The sequence below is a fragment of the Vibrio sp. Y58_MX_L22 genome (assembly GCF_024181865.1).
GTDB lineage: Bacteria > Pseudomonadota > Gammaproteobacteria > Enterobacterales > Vibrionaceae > Vibrio > Vibrio alginolyticus.
Genome location: NZ_JAMZAN010000006.1, coordinates 146736 through 163688 on the forward strand (window position 1 = coordinate 146736; position 16953 = coordinate 163688).

The 16953-nt window shown below is 45.7% G+C and carries 18 protein-coding genes; 14 read left to right on the forward strand and 4 right to left on the reverse strand.

The window, feature by feature from the left end:
* Positions 1-56: 56 nt before the first annotated feature.
* The 6 genes from NL626_RS15325 to NL626_RS15350 all read left to right on the forward strand — a co-directional run bounded on the left by NL626_RS15325 (position 57) and on the right by NL626_RS15350 (position 6328).
* Complete coding sequence (locus NL626_RS15325) at positions 57-1082, forward strand: ABC transporter permease subunit (protein ID WP_005384771.1); 1026 nt, start codon at positions 57-59, stop codon at positions 1080-1082.
* 1 nt (position 1083) lies between these two features.
* Positions 1084-2127: an ABC transporter permease gene (locus tag NL626_RS15330; protein ID WP_005379369.1), complete on the forward strand. Its 1044-nt coding sequence runs from the start codon at positions 1084-1086 to the stop codon at positions 2125-2127.
* Positions 2128-2165: 38 nt separating this feature from the next.
* A complete protein-coding gene (locus NL626_RS15335) occupies positions 2166-3992 on the forward strand; it encodes an extracellular solute-binding protein (RefSeq protein ID WP_225473522.1) in 1827 nt (608 codons plus the stop codon).
* Between the two features lie 9 nt (positions 3993-4001).
* The gene (locus tag NL626_RS15340; RefSeq protein ID WP_005379371.1) at positions 4002-4859 is read left to right on the forward strand and encodes an ABC transporter ATP-binding protein; all 858 of its coding nucleotides are present in this window, start codon (positions 4002-4004) and stop codon (positions 4857-4859) included.
* Between the two features lie 35 nt (positions 4860-4894).
* Positions 4895-5734 (forward strand): ABC transporter ATP-binding protein, encoded by an 840-nt coding sequence (locus NL626_RS15345; protein WP_005379372.1) that lies wholly within the window; start codon positions 4895-4897, stop codon positions 5732-5734.
* Between the two features lie 168 nt (positions 5735-5902).
* Positions 5903-6328 (forward strand): phosphate-starvation-inducible protein PsiE, encoded by a 426-nt coding sequence (locus NL626_RS15350; RefSeq protein WP_047103769.1) that lies wholly within the window; start codon positions 5903-5905, stop codon positions 6326-6328.
* Between the two features lie 55 nt (positions 6329-6383).
* Here the strand turns inward: NL626_RS15350 and NL626_RS15355 are convergent, their stop codons facing one another.
* Positions 6384-7250, reverse strand: coding sequence for a YicC/YloC family endoribonuclease (locus NL626_RS15355; RefSeq protein ID WP_151514496.1), 867 nt, complete (start codon positions 7248-7250; stop codon positions 6384-6386).
* 184 nt (positions 7251-7434) lie between these two features.
* On the opposite strand from NL626_RS15355, the gene rph reads away from it, so the two are divergent.
* Positions 7435-8151: a ribonuclease PH gene (rph, locus tag NL626_RS15360; protein WP_031780917.1), complete on the forward strand. Its 717-nt coding sequence runs from the start codon at positions 7435-7437 to the stop codon at positions 8149-8151.
* A gap of 104 nt (positions 8152-8255) precedes the next feature.
* Positions 8256-8897 (forward strand): orotate phosphoribosyltransferase, encoded by a 642-nt coding sequence (gene pyrE / locus NL626_RS15365; RefSeq protein WP_005379384.1) that lies wholly within the window; start codon positions 8256-8258, stop codon positions 8895-8897.
* Between the two features lie 84 nt (positions 8898-8981).
* Here pyrE and NL626_RS15370 read toward each other — a convergent pair whose 3' ends face one another.
* The 3 genes from NL626_RS15370 to coaBC all read right to left on the reverse strand — a co-directional run bounded on the left by NL626_RS15370 (position 8982) and on the right by coaBC (position 11900).
* Positions 8982-9932 (reverse strand): Kdo(2)-lipid IV(A) acyltransferase, encoded by a 951-nt coding sequence (locus NL626_RS15370; protein ID WP_213869970.1) that lies wholly within the window; start codon positions 9930-9932, stop codon positions 8982-8984.
* 6 nt (positions 9933-9938) lie between these two features.
* Positions 9939-10529: a nucleoid occlusion factor SlmA gene (gene slmA / locus NL626_RS15375; protein ID WP_005379386.1), complete on the reverse strand. Its 591-nt coding sequence runs from the start codon at positions 10527-10529 to the stop codon at positions 9939-9941.
* 171 nt (positions 10530-10700) lie between these two features.
* Positions 10701-11900, reverse strand: a complete 1200-nt coding sequence (coaBC, locus tag NL626_RS15380) for a bifunctional phosphopantothenoylcysteine decarboxylase/phosphopantothenate--cysteine ligase CoaBC (RefSeq protein WP_064353527.1) — start codon at positions 11898-11900, stop codon at positions 10701-10703.
* 193 nt (positions 11901-12093) lie between these two features.
* Here coaBC and NL626_RS15385 point away from each other — a divergent pair, with 193 nt between their 5' ends.
* The 6 genes from NL626_RS15385 (at position 12094) to mutM (ending at position 16944) form a co-directional block, all read left to right on the forward strand.
* Positions 12094-13767: a methyl-accepting chemotaxis protein gene (locus tag NL626_RS15385; protein ID WP_253657534.1), complete on the forward strand. Its 1674-nt coding sequence runs from the start codon at positions 12094-12096 to the stop codon at positions 13765-13767.
* 114 nt (positions 13768-13881) lie between these two features.
* Positions 13882-14556 carry a DNA repair protein RadC gene (gene radC / locus NL626_RS15390; protein WP_253657493.1) on the forward strand — a complete coding sequence of 225 codons (675 nt, stop codon included), beginning with the start codon at positions 13882-13884 and terminating at the stop codon, positions 14554-14556.
* A 302-nt stretch (positions 14557-14858) separates the two neighbouring features.
* Positions 14859-15095 (forward strand): 50S ribosomal protein L28, encoded by a 237-nt coding sequence (gene rpmB, locus NL626_RS15395; RefSeq protein ID WP_005384783.1) that lies wholly within the window; start codon positions 14859-14861, stop codon positions 15093-15095.
* A 13-nt stretch (positions 15096-15108) separates the two neighbouring features.
* Complete coding sequence (gene rpmG, locus NL626_RS15400; RefSeq protein WP_004410866.1) at positions 15109-15279, forward strand: 50S ribosomal protein L33; 171 nt, start codon at positions 15109-15111, stop codon at positions 15277-15279.
* Positions 15280-15555: 276 nt separating this feature from the next.
* Positions 15556-16032 (forward strand): hypothetical protein, encoded by a 477-nt coding sequence (locus NL626_RS15405; protein ID WP_025998646.1) that lies wholly within the window; start codon positions 15556-15558, stop codon positions 16030-16032.
* A 102-nt stretch (positions 16033-16134) separates the two neighbouring features.
* Positions 16135-16944, forward strand: coding sequence for a bifunctional DNA-formamidopyrimidine glycosylase/DNA-(apurinic or apyrimidinic site) lyase (gene mutM / locus NL626_RS15410; RefSeq protein ID WP_253657494.1), 810 nt, complete (start codon positions 16135-16137; stop codon positions 16942-16944).
* The last annotated feature ends 9 nt before the right edge of the window (positions 16945-16953 follow it).

Here is a 16953-nt window from a genome sequence, read left to right on the forward strand (position 1 = left end):
AAAATATCCTCTTTCACTCCGTTTGAACTGGACAGTAGACAAGGAGCAAGTTGTATATGCTGTCGTACTTTTTACGCCGTTTGGCGTTGGTTATCCCAACGTTTCTCGGGATAACTATTCTCATCTTTGCTATCACTCGTTTCGTGCCTGGCGGACCTGTTGAACGCATGTTGTCACAAATGCAGTCCCAGGGGGACGGCGCCGCATCAATGACGTCTGCGGGTGGTAATACGGCCCTTTCTGACGATCAAATCGCGGAGCTGAATGCGTTTTATGGCCTGGATAAACCTGTAACGGAAGCGTACGTCGAGTGGTTAAGTCGTTTGGTAATGCTAGATCTTGGCGAGTCGACGCGTTACTACGAGCCTGTCTCGGACATGATCGCAGAGCGTTTGCCAGTGTCGTTGTTTTATGGCGGCATGACCTTCTTTATTAGTTATTTTATCTCGATTCCTCTTGGTTACTATAAGGCGCTCAAGCACGGTTCTGTGTTTGATTCCGCTTCTTCAGTACTCATTTTCGTAGGCTACGCGCTACCAGGTTATGTGGTGGGTGTATTGCTGATCACGTTATTTAGTTATCACTTGGAATGGTTTCCGATGGGAGGCTTTGTCGGCGATGACTTCGACGATTACGAAACCTTCTTTGAACGCGCTAAAGACATTATGTGGCATGCGGTGTTGCCTTTGATCTGTTACCTCATTGGTGATTTTGCCACGCTGACGATGACAATGAAAAATAACCTGATGGAAAACCTTTCCTCAGATTACATCCGCACCGCAATTGCGAAAGGATTACCTTTCAAAAAAGCAGTTCGTAAGCACGCGTTGCGTAACAGCTTAATTCCAATCGCGAGTCACTTTGGTAACTCTTTGTTGTTCTTCATGACCGGTGCCTTCCTGATTGAAGTTATCTTCAATATTGATGGCATTGGCTTATTGGGTTACGAATCAATCATGGAGCGTGATTACCCTGTTGTTATGGGTATTGTCGCCATTAATGCGTTGTTACTGCTCATTGGTAACATCATTTCAGATATTTGTGTTGCTTTAGTCGACCCACGTGTGAAGTTTGGAGCGTAACATGATTAAAGTTAGTCCATTAACTCAAAAGAAAATTCGTCACTTTAAAGAGATCAAACGAGGCTATTGGTCGTTTGTTGCTCTTTCTATCATGTTGATCCTTTCTCTATTCGCCGAACTTTTGATTAACAGTAAAGCGCTAGTCGTCAAGTACGATGGTAGCTACTATTTTCCTGTTGTCAGTGACGTACGTTTAGGTAGCGAATTCGGCCAAGAGTCATCCAGCGAAGCGGATTATCGCGTACTGCAAAAAGCGTTTGAGGCCGAAGGGGGCGACAACTTTGTTATTTTGCCGCTTGTGCCATGGAACCCATATGAACAAGATTTTAGTGGTGATTTCCCGCCAACAGCACCTAGCGCCGAAAATAAGCATTATTTAGGTACAGATGTGATAGGTCGCGATATTTTGGCGCGACTTGTCTACGGATTCAGAACGGCGATGGGATTTGCGTTGCTTACGATGGCCATTTCCTACGCGATCGGTACTGCAGTCGGTTGTGCTATGGGCTTTTGGGGCGGTAAATTTGACTTGTTTGTACAGCGACTTATCGAAATCTGGTCAATGGTCCCGTTTTTGTACGTCATTATGATTCTTGTCTCAATCGTTCAACCGACGTTCGCTCTCTTTGTCGCTATTAACGTGCTTTTCACTTGGATGGGGATGACTTGGTACATGCGGACCATGACCTATAAAGAAGCGGCACGAGAATATGTAATGGCGGCTCGTGCTTTAGGGGCATCGACCGGACGTATCTTGTTTAATCACATCTTGCCAAATACGATGGTGATGATTGTAACCCTAGCGCCTTTCACTATTGCAGCTAACATCACAGCACTGACTGCTCTCGATTACCTAGGCTTAGGCTTGATGCCACCAACGCCAAGTTGGGGTGAACTACTGCAACAAGGTAAGTCAAACTTAGATTCGCCATGGATTGTTGCGTCAGTAGTGACTTCTATTGTTCTGGTTCTGGTAATGGTGACCTTTATTGGTGAAGCCATTCGAGCGGCTTTCGACCCGAAAAAATTCACACGCTATGTTTAAGCGAGCATTGTGAGCAAAACATAAAAAAGGGAAGTTTTATGAAGAAATTATTTTTAGCGTCCACGCTGAGCGCCCTGAGTTTTGGTGCAATGTCAGCAACGCTTCCGACCGACTTAGACTGGCAAACAAACTGGGATGAGCCTCAATATGGTTCGCCAGAAGCGAAACGTGGAGGGACTTATCGCACCTTTATGTCAAGTTTCCCGCAGACGTTACGTAGTGTTGGCCCAGATGCTAATGCAGGGCTACGTTCTTTTATCTTAGATGAAACACCAGGCTTGGTGGTCCGCCACCCAGATACTTTAGAGTTCATCCCTGAGCTTGCTAACGAGTGGGCGTTAGCAGGTGACAACAAAACGGTCTATTTCAAACTCAACCCTGAAGCCAAATGGTCGGACGGCAAACCTGTGACTGCCGACGATTTCGTGTTCATGCTGAAGTTTTATCGTTCCAAAGATATCTTGGAACCTTGGTACAACGATTACTACAACAAAACGATTGCGGATGTTATCAAGTACGACACTCACACGTTTGCTGTTAAGGCGGCGAAAGAGTTCAATCCGGAAGAATTGCTGTTACGAATGGGGGCTCTGCGCCCACGTCCCGCACATTTTTATGCTAACCCTTCAAAAGATGAAAATGGTGACGGTATACATGACAACTTTGTCCGCTACTACAATTTTAAAAGTGAACCAACGACCAGTGCATACTACCTAGATGACATTAAAAAAGGTAAAAGTGTGACCTTCAAGCATGTCGGTGAAGACTGGTGGGGTTACAGCAATAAGTATTATCAACATCGCTATAATGTCGACAAAATCCGCATCACAGTGATTCGCGACAGTGATATCGCGATGAAGCACTTTGAGAAAGGGAAGCTGGATGCATTTGGTCTTGTTTTACCAAGCTTATGGCATGATAAATCGAATACGGAACCTTACCAAAAGGGATACATTCAAAAGTTCTGGGGTTACAACCAATTTCCAGTTGGGGCTGGTGGTGTATGGATGAACACCGCGATGCCTTTGCTGGATGATTTAAACATTCGCAAGGGCATTACTTACGCGATTGACTTTGATGGCATGATAGAGAATGTCATGCGTGGCGACTACTCCCGTAAACCGAACCCGACCGGTTATGGTCATGGTAAATACACCCTACCAGATGCTAAGGCACCGAAGTTTGATCCCGCAAAAGCGGCCGAGGCATTCGAAGCCGCAGGCTTTAACAAAATTGGTTCTGATGGTATTCGTGTCAATGATAAAGGTGAGCGCTTAAGCTTCGAGCTGACCTACGGAACACCTGTTCATACTCCTCGTATTGCCTTTTTGCGTGAGCAAGCCAAGCTAGCAGGGCTGGATATTGAGCTCAAGTTAGTTGATGGCTCATCCATGTTCAAATACGTACGTGAGAAAAAGCACGATTTGGCTTTCTTAGATATGGGTACGTCTGAGATCCCAACGTATTGGGAGTATTTCCATTCAGTCAATGCGAACAAGCCGCAAACTAACTCTTTCACAAACTACAGCACGCCTGAACTGGATGAAAAGATCATCGAGTATCGTTTTGGCATGGATATGGATAAAAAGATCCAGCTAGGTCATGAGATTCAGCGTGACATCATTGATGCTCACGTTATCGTCCCAGGCTACATGGTTCCTTATGTCCGCTATGGTCACTGGCGCTGGTTAAAGTTTCCAGATAAGCCAATGAATCGCATGACAGAGGCGCTGTTCAGTGGTTCAATCATAGGCGATGGCACTTACTGGATTGATAGTGATATCAAAAAAGAAACGAAACAAGCGATGAAATCAGGCAAAGCTTTTGAACCTGTTGTTGTCGTAGATGACACTTATAAGCTGTAAGGATTGGTTATGGAAAACGATGTAATCCTAAGTGTTAAAGATCTCGAAGTTGAATTTACCACCGATGATGGGCCAGTGAAGGTTCTGCATGGTGTGAACTTTGATGTGAGAGCTGGGCGTACACTCGGTCTGGTGGGAGAGTCAGGTAGTGGTAAGAGCGTAACCTCAATGTCGATCATGGGGCTATTACCTAAGCCATATGGCAACATCATTAAAGGTGAAGTGAATTATCGCGGCACCAACCTAGTTGATTTGCCTGCGGAAGAGATGTACGCCATGCGTGGCGATCGCATTTCGATCATCTTCCAAGACCCAATGACGGCGCTTAACCCAGTGCATACCATTGGTCGTCAAATATGTGAAGTGCTTGAGCTCCATCGACCTGAGCTCGACAAAAAGGAGCGGGAGGCGTACTCGATTGAAATGCTGGCAAAAGTAAAAATTCCAATGCCAGAGAAGCGATTGAATGAGTATCCCCATAACCTATCTGGTGGTATGCGCCAGCGTGTCATGATCGCGATGGCATTGGCCTGTAAGCCGGATATTCTGATTTGTGATGAACCGACTACAGCGTTGGATGTTACGGTTCAGGCGTCTATCCTTGAACTGATGAACGAGCTTCAGGAAGAAACGGGCATGGCGATGATCTTCATCACTCACGATCTCGGGGTTGTGGCAGAAGTGTGTGATGATGTTGCCGTGATGTATGGCGGGCGTATTGTCGAAAAAGCAGAAATTTTTGAGTTGTTTGATAACCCACAGCACCCATATACAGAGCGTTTGATGGGGCTGATGCCGAGCTTAGATAATGAGCCAAAGCAGATGATCGATATCAAGCCTATTGATGCCAGTATGTTTGCCAGTTAACTGAGCAAAGTGAACCAGTCATAAAAGAGGATGTTATGGCAAAAGAAGTATTAAGAATTGAAAATCTTAAGCAGCACTTTGTTTCTGGTAAAGGGCTGTTCAAGAAAGGCTACACCATCAAAGCGGTAGACGGAGTTTCACTGTCTGTTTCTGAAGGTGAAACACTGGGGCTAGTTGGTGAGTCAGGTTGTGGTAAAAGCACCCTTGGTCGCACGATCTTAAAGTTATACGAGCCAACGGAAGGTAAGATTTTCTTTGAAGGTAAAGACATCACAAAATTGTCTGTGAAAGAGATGCGCTCGCTGCGTAAAGACATGCAAATCGTCTTTCAAGACCCAATGGAGTCACTCAATCAGCGTCATACCATCGGTATGATTCTGGAAGAACCGTTTGTTATTCATAAAATTGGCACGCCAACAGAGCGTAAACAATGGGTAAAAGAGCTTTTAATCAAAGTGGGATTACCAGAAACGGCAGTAAACCGTTATCCACATGAATTTTCAGGCGGACAACGGCAGCGTATCGGTATCGCTCGCGCGATTGCATTGAAGCCTAAACTGCTGATTTGTGATGAATCGGTATCTGCGTTAGATGTGTCGGTACAGGCGCAAATCTTGAACCTATTGCTACAACTGCAACAAGAAATGAACTTGGCGATCATATTTATCTCTCACGATCTCTCTGTGGTGAAACATGTTTCTGACAAAGTTGCCGTGATGTATTTTGGCAAAGTGGTAGAAGCGGGCAGTGCTAAAGAAATTTATGCAAACCCGCAAAACGAATACACCAAAAAACTCCTATCTGCGATTCCGATCACTCACCCTAAATATCGGAAGAAAAAGCGCGTAGCTGAAAAAAAGCAGCAAGTGGCGTAAGTGATGCCACAGGTCCTATAACACAAAAGCGCTCCGCCAAATAATCGGAGCGTTTTTATAAGCAAATGCCAGGACTTGGAGTCGATTTGCACTGATGTTTATTCTGATTGATTGAAGATCGTTGCATGCTAAACTCAAGGCCTATTTTCTTTGTTTGGATAATGGACCATGCCGTCGAATTTACCGAAATCCTTTAGTCGACCTTTCCTGAAAATCTTCCATATTTTGGAGGCGGTGTTATTAGTCTCTATTACCTTGGCGACGTTGTACGCCATGATGCAAGAGTTTGTGCACGTATTTGTAGAGAAGCGTGTCTTGCTCACAGATATTCTTTTGATGTTTATCTATCTGGAAGTGCTCGCCATGGTGCAGCAGTTCGTGATGAACGGTAAAATTCCGGTACGCTATCCTATCTACATCGCGATGATGGCCATCGCCCGCTACATCACACTCGGAATGAAAGAACTGGATGCAGTTTTGGTTGTGTGGTTATCTCTGGCTGCGTTTATTTTGGCTGCGGCTACTTTGCTGATCAGAATTGGGCACCATTATTGGCCCTACGTTGATAACAGAACCTTGGAAAAAGACGAATAAAAGAAAGCCCCGTATTAGCGGGGCTTTTTTGTTTCAATACTCGATGACTTTTAGATCATTCAATGTTTTGGATCTGCTCACGCATCTGTTCAATTAGAACTTTCAGTTCAACGCCCGATGCGGTGATGTCGGTGCTGATGGATTTCGACGCTAGCGTGTTCGATTCACGGTTGAACTCTTGCATCATGAAATCTAGACGACGACCGACTGCGCCACCTTTCTTCAGGATGTTTGTTGTTTCTTTTACGTGAGAGTCAAGACGGTCTAGCTCTTCTGCTACGTCTGATTTCTGTGCCAGAAGGATAAGCTCTTGCTCAACGCGAGATGGTTCTAACTCTACTTTCGCATCTTCAAACTTAGAGAACAGACGCTCACGTTGCCACTCTAGTATTTCTGGCATGCGTGCGCGCACTTTCACAACTTCTGATGTGATCGCTTCTAGGCGTTGCTCAATTAGCGCCTTCATGTTCTCGCCTTCACGAGCGCGCGCTTCAATAAATTCATCCATTGCGCCATCAAACGCTTCTAGTAGCACTTTATTTACCGCATCCATGTCTTGCTCTGGCGTTTCCATTACCCCCGGCCATTGCATGACTTGAAATGGATTGATTCGGCTCAGTTCACCAGTCATGTGCATGACTTGTTCAGCGGCTTTAATTACCTGGCTAGCAAGCGCTTCATTGATGCTAAGCTCACCTTTTGCGGCAGGGTTTGCTTCAAAGCGTAGATTACATTCTACTTTGCCTCGCGCTAAGCGCTTACGAAAACGCTCACGTAAAACGGGCTCTAACCCGCGAAATTGCTCTGGCATGCGGAAGTATGTTTCTAAATAACGCTGGTTCACGCTGCGGATTTCCCATACCGCAGAACCCCAATCGCCTTTTACTTCTTTGCGTGCATACGCTGTCATACTGTAAATCATCGAATTTTCCTGTCTTCATTTTTTGAAAATTACTTCAAGAGTGTATCACGCTGCGTCGATAGGTGCGCGGGATGTATGGATTGTTTATGTTGTGCCAGATGCGTAACCTATGAATCCGGAATCGATTCCGTTATAATCTTCGCCCAACCAAATCGTCTTCTCCTCATATTTAAGGTAGATGCCCATGCGTCCAAACGATCGCAAGGCGGATCAAGTTCGCCCTATCAAAATTACTCGTAACTACACAGCTTACGCTGAAGGGTCAGTGCTAGTTGAGTTCGGTAACACCAAAGTGTTGTGTAATGCGACCGTCGAAGAATCTGTGCCACGTTGGCTAAAAGGTCAAGGTAAAGGCTGGGTTACAGCTGAATACGGCATGCTACCTCGAGCAACACATTCGCGTACTCGTCGTGAAGCGGCAAGTGGCAAACAAGGCGGCCGTACGATGGAAATTCAGCGTCTTATCGCGCGAAGCCTACGCGCTGTTGTCGATCTAAAAGCCATGGGTGAGTTCATGATCACCGTTGACTGTGATGTTATCCAAGCTGACGGTGGTACGCGTACTGCATCCATCAGCGGCGCAAGTGTTGCAATGGCCGATGCATTCCAACACCTAGTAGATAGCGGCAAGCTAAAAGCGAATCCAATGAAAGGCCACGTAGCGGCAGTTTCTGTCGGCTTGCTAGGCGATGAAGTATTGTGTGATCTTGAATACGTTGAAGATTCAGCGGCAGACACAGACATGAACGTCGTAATGACCGAAGAAGGCAAGATGATTGAAATTCAGGGCACCGCAGAAGGTGAACCGTTCAGTCACGAGCAGCTGATGGCTCTGCTAGAGTCGGCGAAAGTCGGCATTACGGAAATTGTCGCAGCGCAGAAGGCGGCGTTAGCCAATTGATTTAAATAGCTCCCATTATGGGGGCTATTTTTTTATCTCGACAATAGAGAAATGAATGATTGTCGAGAAGAGACACAAGAAACCAAGGACATAGAGAGAAAATAATGAAAGCATACCAGCGTGAATTTATTGAGTTTGCACTTGAGAAAGAAGTTCTTAAGTTTGGTGAGTTTACTTTGAAATCTGGCCGTAAAAGCCCGTACTTCTTTAACGCTGGTCTTTTCAATACTGGTCGTGACCTAGCGCGTCTTGGTCGTTTTTACGCAGCCGCGCTCGCTGATTCTGGCATTGAGTTTGATGTACTGTTTGGCCCGGCGTACAAAGGTATCCCAATCGCGACGACAACAGCAGTCGCGCTGGCGGATCACCACGATATCGACACGCCTTACTGCTTCAACCGTAAAGAAGCGAAAGATCACGGCGAAGGCGGTAACCTTGTAGGCTCTGCGCTTGAAGGTCGAATCATGCTAGTGGATGACGTAATCACAGCAGGTACTGCGATTCGTGAATCGATGGAAATCATTCAAGCAAATGGCGCAGACCTTGCTGGTGTGTTGGTTGCGATTGACCGCCAAGAAAAAGGCAAAGGTGAGTTGTCTGCGATCCAAGAAGTGGAGCGTGATTTTGGTTGTGCAATCATCTCGATCGTTAGCCTGACTGACCTTGTGACTTTCCTTGAAGAGAAAGGCACAGACAAAGAGCATCTAGAAGCAGTCAAAGCGTACCGCGCAGAATACGGCATTTAATTCGTTACTTTTTCTGAAAAAGTAAAAAGGGCAGATGGATATTCATCTGCCCTTTTTTGTTTTTGGATTTATCGCCTTGACCACTTACTTATAGCGAATGCCTTTCTCGACATGCTCATCTTGCATGGTTTTATAGCGTTTATGGAGCCACATCCATTGCTCTGGAGCGCGTAGAATGACTTCTTCCACATACTTGTTCATATAAGCGGCAGCGGCGACTTCGTCTTTTTGTGGATAATCGGCTTCAATGCACTTATCGGCGATGATGTCGTATTTTCCTTCGTCATTGCGAAACCCTGAGCCTGGGATGATCGCACATTTTGAGGTATACGCCAGAATGCTCGTGCCTGTTGTCGTACACGCATCGTCTACGGCAAAGAAGGGCACAAATACTGATTTTTTGCGACCGTAATCGTGATCTGGTAAATAGAACAGACGCTCACCGCTGCGTAAAACACGAATCATCTTTTTTACATCTTTACGATCAATCAGTTTATTGCCGTTATGTGTTCGTCCCCAATACTGGATAAAGTTATAAGCAGGATTATCATGCGGACGAAACGCGCCGTACCCGGCCACGCCTAACACGGCGAAAGCACGCGCAGTGATCTCTAGATTAAGAGCATGGACACAACAAAGTAGGACGCCTTTACCTTCTTTGGCTTTTTCACGCAGTGCGCCGAGATCTTTCTCGACGATCAGGTTTTTAAAGCGCCAAGTCGGCCAGAACCAAGTGATTCCGGTTTCTATCAGTGCCATACCGGTATTTTTGAAGTTCTCTTCAACAATATGTTGAATCTCTTCAGGTGTTTTGTCTGGAAAGGCCAATTCTAAGTTACGCTGAGCAACGTGGACACGCTTTTTACCGTAGCGCATGCCAAGTTTACCGAGTGAACGACCTAATGAAAGCAGCAGCCGATAAGGAAGAATATTGACGAGGATGGCCAACAGACCAAAACCAAGCCATACGCCCCAGTTACGAGGGTGAAGAAGTGAAAGAGAAAACTCGGGCTGCGTGTATTTGTCTTTACTCATAGTCTTTTACTTTATTTGTGCACTCAAAAGCGCCCAGTACTCGTCAAAGTTTGCAGTCGGCTGGTATTTAAAGTCGCTACGCACAAAGCGGTTTAGGCTCCCCTCAACTTGTCCCAGAATTTGCGCGGCTAGGATGCGCTCTTCGACAGGGAAAGACTTCCCTTCACGAATCTTACGTTCACGCAGGATTTGGCGCAATTGTGTTTCTATACGCTCAAAGAGTTGATTGATGCGTTCACGTAGACGTTCATTTTCAAACATTAGAGCATGACCCGACAAAATGCGTGTCAGACCTGGGTTACGTTCAGAGAACGCCAAAATAAGGTGCATCACCATACGAATACGCTCTAGTGTATCTTTTTCGTCGTCTAGAATACGGTTGATACGTGTCATCAAGGCTTCTTCAATGAACTCAATCAACCCTTCGAACATGCGCGCTTTACTTGGGAAATGACGATACAGCGCGGCTTCTGAAACGCCGACTTGCTTGGCCAGTTTTGCCGTAGTAATGCGTGAAGCGCCATCTGTTGATTCAAGCATTTCTGCCAATGCTTGTAAGATCTCTTCACGACGGTTGGATTTTTTACTGCCGGCCATTAGTTACTTCCTTTCAAAATACAAAGTTGAGCGGAGGGGATTATAAGACGCTATTTCGCCTCAAACTAGACCACTAAGGGTGGAATGGGAGATTTAACACCCTTAGTTGTCATTTTTGTACCAAATTTATGCCAGCTTTTGTAAAAAATTGGCAGGGTTTTCAAACGTTAGTTACATCAATTGATGCATTTTTTCGAGAATTTTAAAGCTCAATGCTTCTTTTGATTCTAAAGCGAGCGCAAGTTCACCTTCAGGCCAGTAAAGGGTAATTGCGTTGTCGTTGCTGTTAAATCCTTGCCCTGCAACCGAAACGTCGTTTGCACAGATCATATCGAGGTTTTTCTTTGTTAACTTGCCTCGAGCATAGGTCTCTACATCATTGGTTTCAGCCGCAAAACCGACGGTAAACGGACGCTTCTCCGTCATTGCTGCCACAGATGCAACAATATCAGGATTTTTAACCATATTAATGACCATTTCGTCGTTGTCTTCTGTCTTTTTCAACTTTTGAGACGCGATCGTTTGTGGGCGGTAGTCGGCAACGGCAGCGCAGCTAATAAAGGCATCATGCCTGTTTGCATGTGTCATAACGGCTTCGTGCATCTCTTGTGCACTGGAAACATTAATGCGCTCAACACCTACGGGCGTATTTAAACTGACAGGACCGCTCACGAGGGTGACTTTTGCTCCCATCTGCGCTGCGGCGCTCGCCAATGCATAGCCCATTTTCCCGGAGCTATGGTTAGTAATGTAACGCACTGGATCAATCGCTTCGCGAGTTGGTCCGGCGGTAATGAGTATCGACTTACCTTCTAGCAATTTTGGTTGAAAGAACTGTTCACATAGATGTACTAGCTGCATTGGTTCCAGCATTCGACCTGGTCCTACATCACCACAGGCTTGCTCTCCTGCCGCAGGGCCCCAGATGTGCATACCACGACGCGCTAACGTAGCGATGTTCTCTTGGGTTGCGATATTGCGATACATCTGTTGATTCATCGCAGGAGAAACAGCAACAGGGGAATCCGTCGCGAGCACGAGCGTGGTAAGTAAATCGTTCCCCATGCCTGCGGACATGCGCGCGATTAAGTCCGCGGTCGCTGGCGCTAATAGCACTAAATCTGCCCATTTGGCCAATTCAATATGGCCCATAGAGGCTTCCGCTGCTGGGTCTAGTAAACTGTCCGAGACAGGACGGCCCGAAACGGCTTGCATGGTTAAAGGGGTAATGAACTCTTTTGCGGCTTTCGTCATTACAACTTGAACTTGCGCTCCTCTCTCTATGAGGCGACGGGTTAGCTCCGCACATTTATACGCGGCAATACCGCCACTGATGCCGAGTAGAATTTTCTTTCCTGCTAGTGTTTGCATGTGAGATCTCCAATTTGATGACCGGATTTTAACACAATTCAAAGTCTGACCGCCCGAGCATATATAACGAGAAGATAATTCACATCAAACTCCAGAGTATTAATCTGACCGAGGAAGGGAAAATTCTCGCCTACCTCACAGACAAGTTGCGCGGAGTTTGCAAGTCTGAAAAGAAAAAGAGGTAGTGGAAACCATGGTGTTGAAAAGTCGAAATAAATTGCTGCTGATAACCCTAATTCCGCTGTTGTTGATCACTACGTTGATCTCAGTGGTGTATTACATCAACAGCAGTAAAAGTTTGGAAGCGGAGCTGGCAAGAGACAGGCAAGAGCTCATCGAAACGAAAAAGAAAGAGTTACAAGCCTACATGATGATGGGCGTGACGGCGATAAAACCGTTATACGACGCGGATGTAAATGGAAGTAATAAAGAGGCAGCAAAAGAAATTCTGAAAGCCATGCGCTTTGAAAGCGATGGCTACTTTTTTGCCTACGACTCTCAAGGTGTGAATACGTTGCACGCCATCAAACCTGCATTAGAGGGTAAAAACCTTTACGACTTAAAAGATGAAAATGGGGTCGCAGTTATTGCGGGCTTGATTGACGCTTCTCAAAAAGGGGATGGGTTCCTCTATTTCTCGTGGCACAAACCGACCATTGACGCACAAGCGCCTAAGCTAGGCTATGCAGAATATCTATCGAAATGGGACTGGGTTTTAGGTACTGGCGTTTATATTGATGACATCGACCAGCAAGTTGCGATGCACAGAGAGTTAAAGACTCAAGAGCTAAAAGAGCATACATTATCTGCCGTGTTGATTTCCGCTATTGGATTGATCATTACCAGTGTTCTCACAAGTATCGTGGTGTCTAAAGGTATTCAGCCATTACAACATGTCGCGGCTTCATTAAAAGATGTTGCCGCAGGCGGCGGTGACTTAACGGCTCGTTTAAAAGTCGAAAGTCAGGATGAAGTCGGTGAAGTGGCGGCCGCGTTTAATGAGTTTATGGATAAGCTGCACCCACTGATGCAGGACATTCATCGCTCTGCGACGACAGTACAGACCGTTTCTCAAAGCCTGAACACTCAGACCTGCCAAGCGAGCGGTCAAATGCAGGATCACTGTTTAGAGACGGACAAAGTCGTGACGGCAGTGACGCAAATGAGCATGACTGCCAAAGAAGTAGCCAGCAATACTAATGCGACCGCGCAGGCAATTGACGATGCCAACAGTCAAGTCACCGCCGCTCAGCATGAGGTCGAGCAAGCAATAGAAGGCATTACCGAACTCGTGACGGAGATAGACAGCACGTCAGATGCAATTTCTGAGTTGAGTTTACAGACCGAAAAAATAACCAAAGTGCTGGATGTGATTGGCGAGATAGCCGAGCAAACGAATTTGTTGGCCCTAAATGCGGCTATTGAAGCGGCTAGAGCCGGTGAGCAAGGTCGAGGGTTTGCCGTCGTTGCGGATGAAGTGCGCTCGTTAGCCAGTCGTACGCAAAATAGTACTCATGAAATTGGCGACATGCTCAAGCAGCTACAAAATGGTGTATCAAGAGCGGTCAGTACGATGTCGGTGAGCCAAAAACGAGGTGTCAAAACGGCGGAAGAATCTGCGCTCATTCAGCAATCTCTTTCTGGTGTTCATCATTCTATCGGAACAATTCGAGATATGGGTATTCAAACCGCGTCTGCCGCAGAAGAACAAAGCGCGGTTGCAGAAGACATCAACCAAAACTTAGTGGCTATTCAACAGATCGTGAACAACATTAATGAGACGTTGCAGCATGCCGAGTCAATCAGCACGCAGCTATCACAGTCTGGAACAGAAATTCACGGCTTGGTTGGCAACTTTAAACTCTGATGAACTGTTAAGTTGCATGGAAAACACTGATAGTACGAAGAAAGCGAAAGTCATACTCGACTTTCGCTTTTTGTTTTGTGGAATAGGGACACTTTCCATATAAAGAGACATCAGATGATACTGAAAGCTTTGCCAAATGAGTCCATGCCCAGAGAGAAGCTACTGCAACGAGGGCCGCAAGCTTTGACCGATGCTGAGCTACTGGCCATCTTCTTGCGCACAGGCACCCGCGGAATGAACGTGATTGAGCTTGCAGACTTTCTTATTCAAGACTTTGGTTCGCTCAGACAACTATTTTCAGCATCAGAAGAAGAGTTTTGTCGTCACAAAGGATTAGGGCAAGCCAAGTATGTTCAATTGCAAGCTGTACTAGAAATGACACAACGTTACTTGGCGGAGACGCTAAAGCGTGGTGATGCCTTAACCAGCCCCGACCAAACTAAGTTATATCTGTCTTCTATTTTGAGGGATCGGCAAAGAGAGGCTTTTTATATTCTTTTTCTCGATAACCAGCACCGAGTGATAAAAGATGAAATTTTATTTGAAGGAACGTTGGATGCAGCGTCGGTGTATCCGAGAGAAGTTGTTAAGCGTGCTCTGCATCATAACGCGGCAGCTTTGATTTTGGCGCACAATCATCCTTCAGGGGTTGCTGAGCCGAGCCAAGCTGACAGAAGGATTACAAGGCGTCTCATCGACGCATTAGCATTGGTGGATATTCGTATTTTGGACCATTTCGTCATCGGAGATGGGGAAAGTGTCTCTTTTGCTGAAAGAGGCTGGATGTAACTGTGCGTTTTTTAGGTTGTTAGTTGCTAAAAATCTGCTATCATCCACGCCACTAAATTTTTAACTGAATTCAGCTTGGACTGCTAAAAAAATCTGCTGTCTAAAAAAAGATCACGAAAACCTGTAAAAAGGATCTGTTCGGGTCTTGAGCAATGCATATCAAGTTAGTATAATGCGCGACCTTTGATAGCCTTGTATGGATTTTCCATAGCGGTTCTTAACCTCTAACTTCTTTTCGAGAGATAGAGAGGTTCGGCCACCAAGGTTGATATCGAGCTGAAACGATTTTGGAGAAGACATTCATGTCACGAGTATGCCAAGTAACTGGTAAGCGTCCAGTAACGGGTAACAACCGTTCACACGCACGAAATGCTACTAAGCGTCGTTTTCTGCCGAACCTACAAACTCATCGTTTCTGGGTAGAGAGCGAAAAACGTTTTGTTAAACTACGTCTATCTGCTAAAGGTATGCGCATCATCGACAAGAAAGGTATTGATACTGTTCTTGCAGACATGCGTGCACGTGGCGAAAACGTTTAAGAGGAAATAAGCAATGGCAAAGAAAGGCGTTCGTGAGAAAATCCGTCTAGTATCTTCTGCAGGTACAGGCCACTTCTACACAACTGATAAGAACAAGCGTAACATGCCAGGCAAATTTGAGATCAAAAAGTTTGATCCAGTAGTTCGCCAGCACGTTATGTACAAAGAAGCAAAAATCAAATAATTGGTTTCAGTCTCTTTGATGAATTGAAAAACCCAACTTTCGAGTTGGGTTTTTTATTACCTGAATAAAAGTGCTGAAGATAAAGTGTTCAGTACGTCATCGGATTATAAAGTACTGCTGAAGTTATTTTACTGGTCCGACTCTATACTCGAATTTTTGATTGATCGCTCTCTGCCGCTTAGTTACCACTTCCCTACACACTTGCACACCGTTGTTCTAGTCAAGCTCAATACTCTTTGGTAATTTACTCATAACTATAAGAGAGTAGAGATGGTTATGCGTGTGAGTCCGGCTCGTCGCCGCCGATGGAACAATATTCTTATTCTGGGCATTATCGCGTTTATAGTGATCTTAAATGCGCCGATGTGGATCAAAACTTACCTATTAACAGACCAAGCAGACCCTTACCCAAATGTACTTCGCTCCGACTATACGGTGGAGTCTTTGTACTATAGTGGCTGGGAGTTCGAGCTGCATGATGGACGGTGGCAATCCAACATCAAAGTTGATGCACCGATCAGTGAGCTTGTATCACGCTGGCAATCATTGGAAGGGACCGAGCTTACCTCAGAACAGTACGACCATTTAAAACCTAACCTAGCGGTACCTGAAACGGTAGAAGTCTGGTATCAGGATCTCGAAGAGCCGCAGCGGGTGACTTTCTTTCGTTTACCTGATTTTTGGCTATTTAAAACCTGGCAAGACAAATGGGTAGCTATCTCCGTTGATGAAAACTACCTTATGCCAGAGTAAAGCCTTTTTGCGTCTATACCCCTAATAAGCTTCCCTATTTATCGTTTTTCTTTTCGATTATGCTAGCAGCGAGAACTATTAGCCGGTGAATTGGAGAATCTAATGCCTGAGTTGCCAGAAGTTGAAGTCAGTCGTATGGGGATTAGCCCCCACATGGTTGGACAAACGATCCAGTCGTTTACTTTTCGAACGCCTAAATTGCGCTGGGATATTCCTACAGAGCTTAAAAAATTGGAAGGGCAGGTGATCCGTGCGATTAGTCGTCGTGCGAAATACTTACTGATCGAGACAAACACCGGTACAGCCATTGTTCACTTGGGCATGTCGGGGTCTTTACGTGTTCTAGACGCCGACTTTCCGCCAGCAAAGCACGATCATGTGGATCTCAAACTAAGCAGTGGAAAAATACTGCGTTATAACGATCCGCGTCGTTTTGGGGCATGGCTGTGGTGTGCTCCTGGTGAGTCACATGCTGTACTAGCAAACATGGGGCCTGAGCCTTTAACTGAAGAGTTCAATGCGGAATATGTAGCGGAGAAAGCTAAAAATAAGCGTGTCGCCGTCAAGCAGTTCATCATGGACAACAAAGTCGTGGTTGGTGTCGGAAATATCTACGCGAATGAGTCGTTGTTTAAATCTCGAATTCACCCTTCAAGGCCTGCAGGTAAGCTAACTTCTCAAGAGTGGGGGTTACTTGTTGAAAATATCAAAATGACACTTGAGGTTGCCATTACGCAAGGTGGGACTACTCTGAAAGATTTTGCGCAAGCCAATGGAAAGCCGGGTTACTTTGCACAAGAGTTATTGGTTTACGGAAAAGCCGGAGAGCCATGCCCAGAGTGCGGCGAACGACTTCAAGAGCTAAAGGTTGGCCAACGTAATACCTTCTTTTGTAGTGAGTGTCAGAAGTAAGTCGAGCTA